Origin of the sequence: Microbulbifer variabilis, assembly GCF_020524905.1 — a bacterium.
Lineage (GTDB): Bacteria > Pseudomonadota > Gammaproteobacteria > Pseudomonadales > Cellvibrionaceae > Microbulbifer > Microbulbifer variabilis_A.
Genome location: NZ_JAIVKI010000003.1, coordinates 278,698 through 293,066, shown reverse-complemented (window position 1 = coordinate 293,066; position 14,369 = coordinate 278,698). Strand labels below are relative to the sequence as shown.

Genomic DNA, 14,369 nt, shown 5'->3' with positions numbered 1-14,369 from the left:
AAATAGAATTCCACCCTGAACTTACAATCAAAATAAAATAATTATTAATTTAATTGCATAGAGTAATTAAATTGTAAGAAATCTTTCTCGTATCGATTCAAAACACAATCAACTGTTGATTTATCACTATAATACTCCAACAACCTCTCACTGGAATTCGTTTTCATAGGAGACATGTCTAACTTAACCTTTTTAATTAGTTGATGTGCAATCTCCTTGTTATATATCAGAGAAAGTAGCTCTCCTAGGTCATGATCTATATTCTCTAGTTTGCCTATAAAATCATATTTTATATGGTCAACTGCAAGATCGTCACTCTGACATCTCCAGTGAGCTTCTTGATCAACAGAATTTTGACTGCAAATAATTTCAATAAACTCGTTAAAGGTAACATCCCTCCCTCCCCTTCCACCAGTTAATCGTTTTAGTACTTTATTACTCGGCGATTCTGGTTGGGCAACAATTCGATGTAGATAACAGGAAAGAAGTCTAGAAAATGGATTCCTAACAAAAGTTGTAATTTTGAAATCTGAACCCTTCTCAAAGATCTCCCCAAGAAACTCATCAGAAATCTGAAACGGCGAAATGTGTGGGCTATACCATTTATCATTTACATTGGTAACATTCCATGGTGTACCATGAAATTCAGCAGCTTGAATTAATGATTTAACATTACTGCTAGCTGCTTTGCTTATCTGAACAAAAACATATTTATTTTTAAGGGAGATATGAGTACTAATCTCAAAGTCCTTCCTTGGTTTGTTGTTTTCAAATATCTCTCTAACAGCCATTAAAAAACTCCTTTACTACAGCAATCTTAGCATCGTGAAAAGTTTTACATCTTTAGAACACCCTTTAATCAAAATGCACTTGCAATCATCAAGATCCATAAAATTTCTTGAAGACAACGCATCAATGATTTCAATTTCAAAGTCTCGACTTGAATACCAACTTAACCCTATACTCACTCCGGAAGATTCAATACTCAATGCATAGTTGTTTATTTTAACCTTACAATCACTGGGTATCATCCATTGTTGCTGCCACTTATTGCTTACCGAACTTTCTAAAAAGTCTTCGATGACTATATAATCGGTGCCTGCATAAAAAACATTCCTAGAAATAATGGCATTTTTATCAAGATAACTTTTCATGGAAATATTGAATCCGGAGCTACCCTCTAAACTTTTTATTTCTCCGAGATCAACTGCAGATTCAAAATTTTTGAATTTTACTTTTTTGCAGGCTTCCGTATAAAAACCACTGTGGCCAGAGCATGAAATCATATGCCGGCGACGAGGGCTTGACGAATCATAACTAAACATACCAGGATCAGTTATTAACTGTACTCCTCGATACCTTAGGGTTAGACTTGTATCATCAATATGACGATGAGAAAACTCACTACCGCCACAGCGGGCTGTTAAATGCAATTTCTCATCTTTAATTATCGCAAAACCGGCTTCTGGAAAAACCCCATAACCCATCTTGCCTTTATAAATAGATGTAGGAACAGTGACGGGCGGCTTTTCTTCTGAGTCTCCTACAAGGGGAACTGTTCCATCTTCATAGATGAATAAATAAGAAATTTCTTCAGCGAGATTTAGTTTTTTAGTTAACTTGATATTATCTTTAAGAAGTGGCACTAATGATTGGAATAGCGCTACATTCAACAAATGATAAGCTGCACTATTTTCTTTGCAGCAGCCATCACTATCAAATGTTCTGTCAATCATAGCCTCCAGACGCTCTTCTGCAGTCTTAACCCAAATACCAATTCTATTTTGGAACATATGGCTAACAGTATCGCATACTTTAAGTAACACACGATCCATCATCACACCATGGTTGTTGCTAACATAATTTTCATTATCACTCAACCAATTAGCATGCTCTTCAATTAACTGCAAAACTTTCTTTCGCAATCGAAAGTATTTACCCGGATCTGGGATCCTAGTAAGGCAATGATAAAATTGCAAAAGCACTAGGGTTCTATTAGATACAGCATGCTCATCACGATAGAAGGTACTGTCATCATCAGATAGTGCGGTCAGGCAGCTCAAGAAATCCTCAAAAATTTCAACTGCTTTATTCCAGTAAATATCGTTACCGTAAACCGCATAAGCTTTAAGTAAATAGTCCACAACGACCAAAGATTGAAACCATAGTCTTTTGCTATTTCCACCATCTTCGTCTTCAAAACTATTTAACCAATCTATACTTCCATCAGATTTATTAACATTGACTATTCCTACAATTGGTAAAATAATAATTCCGTCTAAGGCTTTATCAGCCGCACTCAACACATCAATTTTTGAGTATGGTGTCGCACCCTGAAGCAATCTGCCAGCACTATAGCAATCAGATAATTGATCCATAATATTTCAAAACTCAACTAGCAACAATTTTATTATTGTCGAAACATACCATTAAGGTTTCGATACTCCATTAAAACTCTTAACGAATAAAAACTATATCAATGGTTAAGAAATCTAAAACCCACTAGGAGAGCTCTAAAAACAAATCCTTCACCTTCTCCACGAAGCAATCGATATCATACCATTTCTTTATGAAGGATTCTCCATCTCTAGCCCGCCTAAAAAATTCATCCTTACTTTCTTTAAGATAAAGAATCTCATTGACGATTTCATTTACACTCTCCAGTATTGCTGATTTTGGCCAGATATATTCACAACCTTGCCAATGCAACAACAGCGACACACATCCTGCTGAAAACCCATCCGCAACAGCTAGATGGAAGCTTTCGGGCCCAGGAAAGTCAAATTCAGGATCACTCACTGAAAGTACATATCCAACTCTATGCCTTGCTAATTCTGTCTTTATATCAACATGACCAACAAAATCTACCGATTCACTTAGGTTATTCTTATCTATGTATTCACGACATTCAGAAAAATATTTCATTTCTGTAGAATTATTGGCAACCCAATGCAAGTCCTCAGCCACCTTACCAAATACTTTCAAGTTAAATCTGGCGTCGATATGTTTTAGCTTATTCAGAATTTCTAAAGCTCTTTTAAAGCCCTTACGACAGGGGAGAATCCCAATAATTCCTACAGTAAACAGGCGATCTGCATGCCATGTTTTGTCATAACCGTCAACTCTTACATAATTATGAATTAGCTTCGCTTTTTCGCGTGGAATATTTGGAAACTTTTCAAGCAGCCGTTCAAAGAAAAAGGTTGAAACGGCAATTACTCCATCTACTTTATTAATATCAATTCTTGTTCCATGATCGCGTCCAAGTTCCATACGGTGCATTCTAACCACGAGCCTTTGACATGGCTGCTTATGCCGTGCGTACCATTCTGCATTGCCGAGCAGCCATTCACACCAAATATAATCGGCCCACTCGAGGCAATCTTGACTATTCTTTTCATCATGAATTGCATGTCCTGACCACACATCAGTTCGAATAGTAAAATATCTTTCCAGTTCTGGAAATGCATCACTGATAAATTTTAAATCATGACCGGCTATGAGTAACCTAGGTTTTGCCAGTTCTCTAAAAGAAATGTAATCGCCTTCATAAACTGCACTTAACAGCTCCTTGAGTCTCTTAGAAAGTGAAATAGATTTGATAATAGACCAATGGCCTCGAATAAAATCAAACAAAGCATTAAACGATTCCTGATCTACATCACCACGATTACGATATATTAAAAACTCTAATGCAACTTTTAGGCCTATATGAATTCGTTTTTCGATATAGTTTATACCTTTCTTATTCAGTAGTAACTGAGCTTTTGACCAAACATTTAAATGATCAGAAAGCTCTTTTTTACCATACCTCTGTGTGCTAGCAGGTGTTAAGGACGGAAGTTTGAAGTAAACAAAGGTAGGTTTATTAAGATACTCTATTCGCTCCGCAGCAACCATGACCTCCGCTAGAAAGACCGTATCTTCACCCATACGTAGATGTTCAGGCCACCTTATATTATTCTCTACAAGCAATTCGCGCTTAACAAAATTTGTGACTACGGTACTTTGCTTAGAAATAATCATCTCAATGCGTTGCTTTAGCGTCAGACCAAAACTCCAGTCAGGAAGTTGATTCATCAACATCCTATTTTTTCCATCATCAGCTAGCAGGGCAGAGCGCACTAAGCAAGCATCCTCTTTCACGGCCAAGTTATAGAGATCATTCAGAGCATCAGGCAATATTTCGTCATCACAATCAAGAAAGTAAACGTACTTACCTCGAGCATGTTTTATCCCAATATTTCTGGGCATAGAAGGAGAGCCACTATTTGTTTCAAGCCGAAAGAAGTGCCAATTATCCTTCTTCGAACACTCTTTCCTTACAAAGGAATCAGTACCATCATTTGAACAGTCATCAATTATTAAGACCTCATATTGATTTTCAATAAAACGGACTTGCTCTAATGATGCCAGGCATCGACCGATTTTGTCGATGGCGTTAAAACAAGGAATAATCAAGGAAACTAGCATCATTTCATACCAAGTAAGCTTTAAAATTTTTGGATTCACGATGCAAATAAAGCCAATTGATAAAATTGGTAGACTTATCTAAGATTGTGCGCTCACCTCCAACTTCCTTTACTTTATATCGGTTCTCAAAGCAGCGCTCTAGCACCAGTGGATAATTATCCATGTACTGAAAATGAAGTAGTGCCTCTTCGACTCTCATGGGCTTTTCAAAAACTTCAGGAGTTAAAGTTATAAAATGAGATGTCTGCACAGGGCAATATCGACCGGAAATTGCATATTTATCCGCGTGTGCACACGAAGTCACGGTTATACCAAAACGATTATAGTCTTGGTAGAAATTTGCAATGTCCAATGAATTCATGGACGAGTCAGTAACAAGTAAAAGCTTAGAACCTTTGAGTTTTATGCCATATTGCTGATACCAGGATATGGCAGAAAGGGCTTCCTCTTTTCTTTTTACAACACCAATGAACGTCAAAGTCACTTCTTCATCAATAAAGGGTAGTCCAATGGTTGTCAGTATTGTCTTCCATCTCTGCCTATAAGTATGCTCCCCAAGGACCTTATGTAATCCTCTATTACGTAAATCATTAACTTCTTCTCTAGAAAGCTTCTTCAAGCGATCTGGATATATGTCTGGGTATACCACAAGTTCCCCAAACATATCTTCAACTCCCTTTGAATGGTTAGAGATCACCAAAGTATTGCTAGACATTAATTCGAAAACACGCCTAGCAAACATTGTCTTAGATTCGACAACAGTATTAAAATTTAATCCATAAATACTAGACTTATAAACTCCAGGCATTTTACTATGTGGCTTGGAGGGTAGCAAAAATTTATTGTACTTCTCTGGCCATTTATGCAAGGGATCAGCAGCACCATGAAATCGATCGTAAATATCCAGCTTAAAGCCATCGTCAATCAATCTATCCAGCATCGCTTCCATGACTCCACTACGCTTTTCATGATTAGCATACCAACTACCGGCAAAAACAACATGATCTGAACGCTCACTCACTTCAGTTGGATTAAACAGCTTTGGATTACTCGCAAATGGCAATGAAAACACATTTTTTATTCCGTGATTCCTTTTATAGCTTTCAATGCATTCAGATGCCGTCGTAAAAACGAAATCAAACCGTTTTGCCGTGTCTACAAAATTATGAACTTGATCATCATGGTGCGTCGGATCTTCTTTGTTCCAAAATACAGTAGGAATAGCAGCCTTCTTACAATACTCTAATATAGAAAAGAGTACCTTTCTGTTTTCATCTCGAAAATTGATGCTTGCATAGATGCTCCCCTTCCATGGACGCTTAACTGAATCTGCTCCTGTCCATGCTGATTCGCAGAAAAATACATCCGGCCTTTCCGCTTCAAAAACCTCAAGCCAATTATCTGGCTCTATAGGCAGCGCCTTAAATTCCTCTAAAAAACTATTGTATGTAAATTCATCAGCAATAATAGCGACTTTAAAATCCCTTGCTTTTTTATTTGTATTTTCCTTGAGAAAACTATTCCTGCTCTCAAGATTCAATTTTTTTGAATTAACACTCAATTCACTGACAGATATTTTTGTATCTCCCATACAATGGAAAATAACAAAACCTAGCCTTAAGTAATCGACTTCCCTCATTGTTTGCAGGCAAGCAAGCTGGTCTATATTTTCCTTTGTATCCTTGAGGTACATGAAGCCCCCACCAAATACTTCAGATTTTGGCAAGCCTACTTCATCTGGAGATACCTTATTACCTTTTTTATCGAAGAGTTCTACTAAAACCACACCAGCTTTGTCATCGCCATTTATGACTTTAATTTTCCCAAAAATTCTTATAAGGTTATCGCCCTTTAAATCAAAGCGCTTCCATGTGACTTCTTTCTTCAAGTGGAAAGAAAAAACATCATTAGTGGAGGATGTTGAATATGTTTTAGGTTTCTCTGTTTCATTATTATTAGTAAACTCTTCGAATAAGAGTGATATCCTATCTTCAGATAAATGAAATGCCTGATTCAACCCCGGATTACGCCCCTCCAAAATTTGATTTTTAATAGCTATGACAAGGCTACCCACATTACCTGCCTCAAATTGTACGACGTCATCATACTTGACTCCATATTCCACTAGCGGCACCACGTCCGAAACTACAAGCGCCTTTCCATAGGCCAATGCCTCGGCGGCCTTCATCGGTGATACCAATTCACATACTGGCAGCTTCTTACGTGGGATCACTATCGTATCAATCAGTGCGTAGTAGTCCGCTACTTGCTCATGAGGAATACGACCCACTTGAATCAACCAGGGGTTGTCCGCCAAAACCTTGTGAGCATCTACAGCTTCGTTTACCGGCTGCTCATCCCCGACCAATAACAATTTGATTTTCTCACCCTGCCTACTTAGTTCGTCACAGGCATCAATGAGGGTATCCAACCCTTCATAGGGATTAAAGCTTCCTACATAACCCAGCACTATGTCGTCTGAGTCAATACCCAGTCCCTGTCTTAGGACCGGGTCGGGATGCTTTATTTCTGGTAGCTCTCTAACCCCATTGGGTAAAATAATGATCTTGTCGGTATCTAAACCACGCTTGGCCAGCTCATCCTTCATTGGCTGATTTAGGGTAAACACTTTCCGAGCCTGCCTACCGACAAAAACATCACGCTCTGCTTCAACTTTGAATGTCGGAGTATTCTCGAAACCCGGCTCCCGTGCCGCACGAGACAACTCCCAGAAGCCTCTAACTTCGTTATAAAAGGGCAGTCCAAGACGTTTTGCTGCAATCCATGCTGGCAGACCTACGATATAATCAGAGGCTGCTAATACCGCCGAAGGACGATAAATCTGAAATAACTCAGTAAAACGCATCACGCAAGCTTCCAGGTGAGCCTTTTCTCCTTTCGGGGCTCGATCGTTCGGCCAGCGGCTATGAATATACCGCACACCATCGACCACGGTTTCAGGCCCTACGGCATTTTTCTTCGCCCCCAGCTCCCAAGGCCGCCCAGGACGGACAAAACATAGCGTGTCTAAAGCGTGCTTTTTCAGTGCCTTGGCAATACCCTGGGTTCGTACTGCATAACCATTACTAGCATAACTTTGCCCATGACTAACCATATAAGCTATACGGCTACGAATAGGGATATACACACCATTTAAAGAGTGATCTGCAAGTTTTTCAGCATGTTTTAATAAAACATCCATAGAAAATTTTGTCCAACGGTTCGCAAAATGATGAATACAGTTTGATGTGAGCGGTTGAAGCCACTCTCTCAAAAATTACTGAGTAGACCTACGGCGTCGATTACATTATTTTTAGCTGTCACTAATTCAACAAGCTCAACAAAGGGGCTGTGCCTTACAAGCACACAAATGACATCTGCTTCAATTAATGATTTTTCGATGGGGACTAGCTCTACATTTTTATAATCAAAATTTTCTGGCAGGGATTTAATATTGGGCTCCACAATCTGTACCTGGCAGCCGAGCTCGGCAACGGCATTTACAATGCTAAGTGCAGGACTTTCCCTGAAATCATCAATATCCGGCTTGAATGCTATACCCAGGCAGGCCACAGTAATGTCACGGGGGGTATAGCCCGGGTTTTCTTGATGCAGCCGCTCCAGAGCTTCTTTGACTTGGTTCAGTACCCATTGCGGTTTGTCGTCGTTGACTTCACGCGCGGTGCGGATCAGTCTCGCCTCCTCAGGACAAGAATCAACGATAAACCATGGGTCTACAGCTATGCAGTGGCCACCAACACCCGCTCCCGGCTGGAGAATATTCACACGTGGATGGCGGTTCGCCAGGGAGATCAACTCCCAGACATTAATATCTAGCTTATTGCAGATAACTGACAGCTCATTAGCAAAGGCGATATTCACATCCCGAAAACTATTCTCGGTAAGCTTGGTCAATTCGGCGGTTCTGGCAGTAGTTGCCAGGCATTCCCCTTCTACAAAAACCTGGTAGAGTGCCTTGGCTACCTCAGAGCACTTGGGTGTCATACCACCGATTACGCGATCATTTTCCACCAACTCGCGAACCACATGCCCAGGTAGTACCCGCTCCGGGCAGTGGGCTATACGTATATCGGAGGTTTCTCCATGAGTCTGAGGAAAGGTAAGGTCCGGACGGGCCTCTGCAAGCCATGCAGACATTTTCTCTGTCGCCCCCACGGGCGAAGTGGACTCCAGCACAACCAAGTCACCAGTTTTCAGCGCCGGAGCAAGCGCTTTGGAGGCCGCCTCAATATAACTGAGATCCGCCTTGTGGTGTTTGCCTTCGGTGTCGGAAATAAAGGGTGTGGGAACAGCGATCATAAACGCATCTGCCGGCTGTGGCTTAGTAGTGGCCTGTAGATAACCTTCTGTTACCGCTGCGTGTACGATCATATCCAGTTCAGGCTCTACAATGTGGATCTTGCCCTTATTGATCGTATCCACGGCATACTGGTTTACATCTACACCGATCACTTTCTTGCGCCTTGAAGCAATCACGGCAGCCGTAGGCAGACCAATATAGCCCAATCCAATAACGGAAATAGTTTCAAATTTCATAAATATCCCTATAAAATTCTTCCTGTTTATCCTTTAAGAAGAAGCTACAACTACTGTGTAGCGATTCCTTTCCCCCTTCACTACTTTTTAAACTCAATTAGTGCTTTCATTATTCGGTCACACGCTTCGCCATCACCATACGGATTGTGTGCGATACTCATTTTTTTATACGCCTCTCTGTCGTTAAGCAGCAAAGATAGTTCCCGGGTGATAACATCTACCTCTGTTCCTACCAGTTTTACGGTTCCGGCTGCGATTGCTTCGGGACGCTCGGTGGTATCGCGCATCACCAGTACCGGTTTCCCAAGTGACGGTGCCTCCTCTTGAATGCCGCCGGAATCGGTAAGAATAATATCGGATTTGTTCATCAGGTAGATAAACGGTAGGTAATCCAGGGGCTCAATCAGATGAATATTATCTATGCTATTTAGCAGACGATTAACGGGTTCACGCACATTCGGGTTCAGGTGCACCGGATAAACTATCTGTATATCCGGGTAGCCTTTAGCAGTCTCAACCAATGCACGACAGATACGCTCAAAGCCGCCACCAAAACTTTCTCGTCTGTGCCCGGTCACCAGAATCAACTTTCGAGCTTCACCTAGGAATGTGAATTTACTAGTCAACTCCTCGAAAACCGATTGATCACTATCCAGCTTACGAACTACTTCCAGTAGTGCATCAATTACTGTGTTGCCGGTCACAAAAATTTTTTCTTCAGGTACTCCCTCATTAAGCAGATTATTTTTAGACGTTTCCGTCGGGGCAAAATGGAGCGCCGCCAGGGTGCCGGTAAGCTTTCGATTCGCCTCTTCCGGCCACGGCGAGTAGAGGTTGCCAGTACGTAACCCTGCTTCAACATGGCCGACAGGAATTTGTTGATAATAGGAAGCCAAGGTTGTCGCGAAAGTTGTCGCCGTATCACCGTGCACCAACACTATGTCTGGATTGACCTCTACCAATACATTGCGCATACCCTGAAGGATACCGGTGCTTACTTCAGTCAGGTCTTGGCCCGGCTTCATTAAGTTCAAGTCGTAATCAGGATTCAACTCAAACAGACTGAGGACCTGATCCAGCATCTCTCGATGCTGCGCAGTGACGCAGACATGCATATCAAATTGAGGGTTACCCCGGAGCTTCAGGGCCAGCGGAGCCATTTTTATCGCTTCAGGGCGGGTCCCAAATACAATGAGTACCTTCATCTAAGTATTCCTTGAAAAAAGAAAAACCCCTACACCTTTCCATCCATAATCTGATACTCGAGCTCTTGACAACGCCGAACATATTTTTCCAGTAACCGTTGTGTTTCATTAAGCTGATTGGTTACAGAATTATCTGATTGCGATTGATCTTTATGGTCTTTAGGAGAAAACGTGCTTCCAATACCGATTTCCAATTGTAAGCTTGGATTTCTTTGTCTAACTGGCTGCACCTGTCGTCCCTCATGCCGACCGAAACGAAGATAGTGCACAAGAGGATTTTCATTACTCTGCACCACATCTGGATAGCTCTCTAAATAACTTACGCCACAGAATAAAGCCGAAGGATTCCTTCCCATACGCCATCCATAGCGAAGGTAATGCTGTTCAGGCGTTAGCTTGATACCTTCCACATCCAGATGTTGAGCCTTGTACCAATCAGCATCAAATAGTGGGGAATCCTTCATTAATTGAATTTGATATTTTTCATCCATCACAATTTTCAGCCATAATTTAAATCATTTTGATATCGCACAGTTATCTATTCCTGATGTCTGCCATCCACTATGGAATTCCACCAAGTTTTATTCGATAGATACCATCTGATCGTCTTTCTGGTATCCGATTTAAAGGTTTCTTTTGGCTGGTAGCCAATCTGAAAATTGGTTTTAGGTGGACTGAACACATATCTGCTGTCATGCCCTGTACGGTCTCGGACATAGGTAACTGGGTAATGAACGCATCTTTGTATCACCTTCGTCGCTTGTGAACATTTTTCCACTCGTTATTTCCGCCAATGTTGTAGCACTCTACGAGCTGCTCTTTCTTGATCACCAAGTCGGTACCACGCGTATGGTCCCCAACATAGAGCCAGTCGTGAATTTTCTGGCCAGCGCCGTAAATTGGCAGCGGCTTGTCCTTCAGGAAATTAATTATTACTAGCGGAATCAATTTCTCAGGAAAATCGTAGCGATTTCCGGGGCATTGTAGTCCGTACATTTGTATACAAACTCTGCGAACTCACTCATTACATAGAAACCATGAGCGAATACCTCCGGCATCCAAAGCTGGCGTCGTTTCTCCGCTGAGAGAATTTTCCCAACCCATTGGCCGAAAGTTGAGTAGCTGCGCCGTAGATCTACCGCTACGTCAAATACCTCAGCATAAATAACCCGTACCATTTTCCACTAGAGTTTCAGGCTCTGGTAGTGCAAGCTGCTAAGTACACCCCGAACGGATTTACTGTGATTATCTTGAACAAATACCCACCTTGCATACGTGCGGCTAGGCCGGTCCTGACGGTATGATTCGTAGAAGAATCCCCGCAGATCTTCGGCTCAATAACTATTACGTCCGGTATTTGAGTCTGTATGATCTAAATGTCATTTTTACCACTGCTACACAAACGTAATCAACGCCCAAAAGTATGATCTCGCAGAGATTCATCCAGTAGCCGCATCAAGTATTTACCGTAACCGCTTTTCATTAGTAGCCGTGCCTGGCTTTCGAGTTCAGAGGAAGTAATAAATCCTTTGCGAAAGGCAACCTCTTCCGGACAGGCAATTTTCAGCCCCTGGCGACGTTCAATAGTTTGTACAAAGTGCGCAGCTTCTAGCAGGTTATCGTGTGTACCAGTATCCAGCCAGGCAGAGCCACGACCCATTAATTCAAGGTTGAGCTCTCCTCGATCGAGATAAATACGGTTAAGATCAGTGATTTCTAATTCACCGCGACTACTTGACCTGATTTCCCTCACCAATTCGCAGACCTGGTTATCGTATAAGTACAAACCGGTGATGGCATAGTTGGATTTTGGCTCAGCTGGTTTTTCCTCAATACTGATGACTTTACCATCGTTGTTGAATTCAGCCACACCGTAAGCGCAAGGGTCCGCAACCCGATAGCCAAATATCGTAGCACCATACTGGCGCGCATTTGCTCTGTTTAGCAACTCACTAAATTGGTGGGCATAAAAAATATTGTCTCCAAGGATCAATGCACTAGGTTGGTTGCCGATATGATTGCGGCCGATAATAAATGCCTCAGCCAATCCATTCGGGGAAGACTGTCTTGCATAAGTCAGAGTAATGCCCCACTGAGTACCATCACCCAATAGCGCCTGAAATAAGCACTGATCCTGTGGCGTTGTAATAATGAGAATTTCTCGAATACCCGCCAACATTAGCGTGGTAAGTGGGTAATAGATCATCGGCTTGTCATATACCGGCATCAGTTGCTTGCTAACACCTCTAGTCAGCGGATACAGCCTCGTGCCCGTACCACCAGCAAGGATGATGCCCCTGCGTCCCGTATCAGTCGTGCCCACAATTCCTCCCAATTACTTGAGTTCTCAGTGATCGACCATCGGTCCAGAAAATTCTTATAATTTTGAATCTGCTGTTATGCGGGATTTTCAGTGCACTCCCGCGCTCACCAAATGGCAGGGCTTGAAATAATTCAGCCGCTTTACCCTATTTTTTTCTAGAATGACAGAACAGCTGCCGTCCCTACTGCGATGCGGTATAGAATTTCGGTCACGTCTTTAGTAACCTGTAGCTCGCTGGATTGAATTTTTGGCATAACCATAATTTCATCACCTGGGCGCAGTCGATCCCCCAGTCGATCATCAAAATCATTATCATCGATGCGGCTGATGGTGCCATCAAGGTGTAAAATAACCAATTCATCGTGATTGGCATTATTGGCAAAGCCACCCGCCAATTCTATATAGTCTTCCAGCGTATTCTTTTTGTTATAAACCAAAGAGGTGGGAAAAATCACCTCACCTACAATCGATACGGTAGAGGCTTTTAGGGGAACTACCAATTCATCCCCATCCTCAAGCAGCATTTCAGTAGCAATTGGGTTATTGGCAATGACTACCTGTCCCCTGGGTTCTGCTTTGCGTGCCTGTTTAATGAAATTTTGTATCATCACGGCACTGTCTTTTTGTGCGGTTTTCTCCAGATCGGTATTTGGCTGGCGAGTCAGTACCTCCATCTGCAGTGCATCGAGCGAACGATCCAGAGCCGCCCGCTGTTTTTCCGCTACACTTTTGCGATAAAGTTGAATCGAGTTTTGATCTGCATTCTCCCGGAAATTCAACTGAACCAGGAGATCATCCAGCGTAGCACCGTAGGGCAATACATAAGTTGCGGGCCCATCCAGCTCACCAGAAACCTGAATTGAAATAGATTTCACATCATTATCACGTACCAGCTCAACCTCTGCTCCTGGGTAGAGTCGAGTTGTCATAGCCTCATCCAGAGGCAAATAGTTTGCCTGTTGCACACCATCAATGATCTGGGTAATACGTGCGAAATTCGCTTGAGGGTCGGGTTTACTGACAAGTAGCATCTCCCCTAACTGGGTATAGGGGCCGGTAAATTCCATTTGTGCGGCCTGTTGAACAGCGCCTTCAACCGTTACTGAACCATTGCGGGCTCCGACCACTACCACATCACCACTGCGCAATTGCAGTGCGGGCATAACGCCATCTACTAGAAAGTTATATAGGTTCACTTTCTGTATCAACTCCCCCTGACGCATAACCTTGATATCAACAAAACTTCCACTTCTTGGATCTATACCATCTGCACTGTCTAGATAATAAAGAATGGAATCTGAACTAAAACCGTTATAAAGACCGGGATTATTAACATATCCGGTGACAAATACCTTTACCGGCTGACTCGCTTCCAGATTCGCGTAAGCCTGTACATTATTCTTAAAAACACGCTTCACATGACGCAAAACAAAATCATTTAGCGCCCCATTATTGACTCCAGAGACATGTACGGGACCCACCTCAGGCACAAAAATATTGCCTTTTGGGTCAACAGGTAAGGTGGCACTGAAGCTGTAAGCGCCCCAAAGCTGTAAATTGATCTGATCACCAATGGTGATTCGGTAATCTGGATTAAAACCACTGAATGGCTGGTCCTTAAACCTGCCCTGAAATAATGACTGACCAAACACCGGCACTCCAGTTTGTGTCAATTCGCCTGAGTCGATGTCATCTATGAGTTGAGTTTCCAATGCAAAAGCCACACTACAGGTAAAAATGGTCACTAGTCCAAGGCTCAGCTCTAAATTTTTTATTTTTCCTGTAATCATTTGGGTCAATCTTATTGGATG

Annotated in this window: 10 protein-coding genes and 1 pseudogene; all 11 read right to left on the bottom strand. The window is 42.1% G+C overall.

Features of this window, described 5'->3' with window-relative positions:
• Positions 1-44 precede the first annotated feature (44 nt).
• Positions 45-791, bottom strand: coding sequence for a sulfotransferase family protein (locus LC073_RS06470; RefSeq protein ID WP_226645158.1), 747 nt, complete (start codon positions 789-791; stop codon positions 45-47).
• A 15-nt stretch (positions 792-806) separates the two neighbouring features.
• A complete protein-coding gene (locus LC073_RS06465; RefSeq protein ID WP_226645155.1) occupies positions 807-2,378 on the bottom strand; it encodes a heparinase II/III family protein in 1,572 nt (523 codons plus the stop codon).
• A 124-nt stretch (positions 2,379-2,502) separates the two neighbouring features.
• Positions 2,503-4,512, bottom strand: a complete 2,010-nt coding sequence (locus LC073_RS06460) for a glycosyltransferase (protein ID WP_226645151.1) — start codon at positions 4,510-4,512, stop codon at positions 2,503-2,505.
• Positions 4,478-7,675, bottom strand: coding sequence for a glycosyltransferase (locus tag LC073_RS06455; protein WP_226645146.1), 3,198 nt, complete (start codon positions 7,673-7,675; stop codon positions 4,478-4,480). Before LC073_RS06455 ends, LC073_RS06460 begins: the two co-directional genes overlap by 35 nt.
• Positions 7,676-7,743: 68 nt before the next feature.
• Positions 7,744-9,030 (bottom strand): UDP-N-acetyl-D-mannosamine dehydrogenase, encoded by a 1,287-nt coding sequence (gene wecC / locus LC073_RS06450; protein ID WP_226645143.1) that lies wholly within the window; start codon positions 9,028-9,030, stop codon positions 7,744-7,746.
• An 80-nt stretch (positions 9,031-9,110) separates the two neighbouring features.
• Positions 9,111-10,235, bottom strand: a complete 1,125-nt coding sequence (gene wecB, locus LC073_RS06445; RefSeq protein ID WP_226645141.1) for a non-hydrolyzing UDP-N-acetylglucosamine 2-epimerase — start codon at positions 10,233-10,235, stop codon at positions 9,111-9,113.
• Between the two features lie 29 nt (positions 10,236-10,264).
• Positions 10,265-10,729, bottom strand: coding sequence for a hypothetical protein (locus LC073_RS06440; RefSeq protein WP_226645138.1), 465 nt, complete (start codon positions 10,727-10,729; stop codon positions 10,265-10,267).
• 253 nt (positions 10,730-10,982) lie between these two features.
• Positions 10,983-11,231: an NAD-dependent epimerase/dehydratase family protein gene (locus LC073_RS06435; RefSeq protein WP_226645136.1), complete on the bottom strand. Its 249-nt coding sequence runs from the start codon at positions 11,229-11,231 to the stop codon at positions 10,983-10,985.
• Positions 11,180-11,560, bottom strand: a pseudogene (locus LC073_RS06430) (dTDP-4-dehydrorhamnose 3,5-epimerase family protein). Before LC073_RS06430 ends, LC073_RS06435 begins: the two are co-directional and overlap by 52 nt.
• An 83-nt stretch (positions 11,561-11,643) precedes the next feature.
• The gene (gene rfbA / locus LC073_RS06425) at positions 11,644-12,558 is read right to left on the bottom strand and encodes a glucose-1-phosphate thymidylyltransferase RfbA (protein ID WP_226645134.1); all 915 of its coding nucleotides are present in this window, start codon (positions 12,556-12,558) and stop codon (positions 11,644-11,646) included.
• A gap of 155 nt (positions 12,559-12,713) precedes the next feature.
• Positions 12,714-14,348, bottom strand: a complete 1,635-nt coding sequence (locus LC073_RS06420; RefSeq protein ID WP_226645132.1) for a polysaccharide biosynthesis/export family protein — start codon at positions 14,346-14,348, stop codon at positions 12,714-12,716.
• Positions 14,349-14,369 lie beyond the last annotated feature (21 nt).

Excerpts from the sequence above, each read along its gene's own strand:
- LC073_RS06420 (WP_226645132.1), bottom strand. The coding sequence starts at position 14,348 with ATGATTACAGGAAAAATAAAAAATTTAGAGCTGAGCCTTGGACTAGTG.
- LC073_RS06465 (WP_226645155.1), bottom strand. The coding sequence starts at position 2,378 with ATGGATCAATTATCTGATTGCTATAGTGCTGGCAGATTGCTTCAGGGT.
- wecC (WP_226645143.1), bottom strand. The coding sequence starts at position 9,030 with ATGAAATTTGAAACTATTTCCGTTATTGGATTGGGCTATATTGGTCTG.
- LC073_RS06435 (WP_226645136.1), bottom strand. The coding sequence starts at position 11,231 with ATGTACGGACTACAATGCCCCGGAAATCGCTACGATTTTCCTGAGAAA.
- LC073_RS06455 (WP_226645146.1), bottom strand. The coding sequence starts at position 7,675 with ATGGATGTTTTATTAAAACATGCTGAAAAACTTGCAGATCACTCTTTA.
- LC073_RS06470 (WP_226645158.1), bottom strand. The coding sequence starts at position 791 with ATGGCTGTTAGAGAGATATTTGAAAACAACAAACCAAGGAAGGACTTT.
- wecB (WP_226645141.1), bottom strand. The coding sequence starts at position 10,235 with ATGAAGGTACTCATTGTATTTGGGACCCGCCCTGAAGCGATAAAAATG.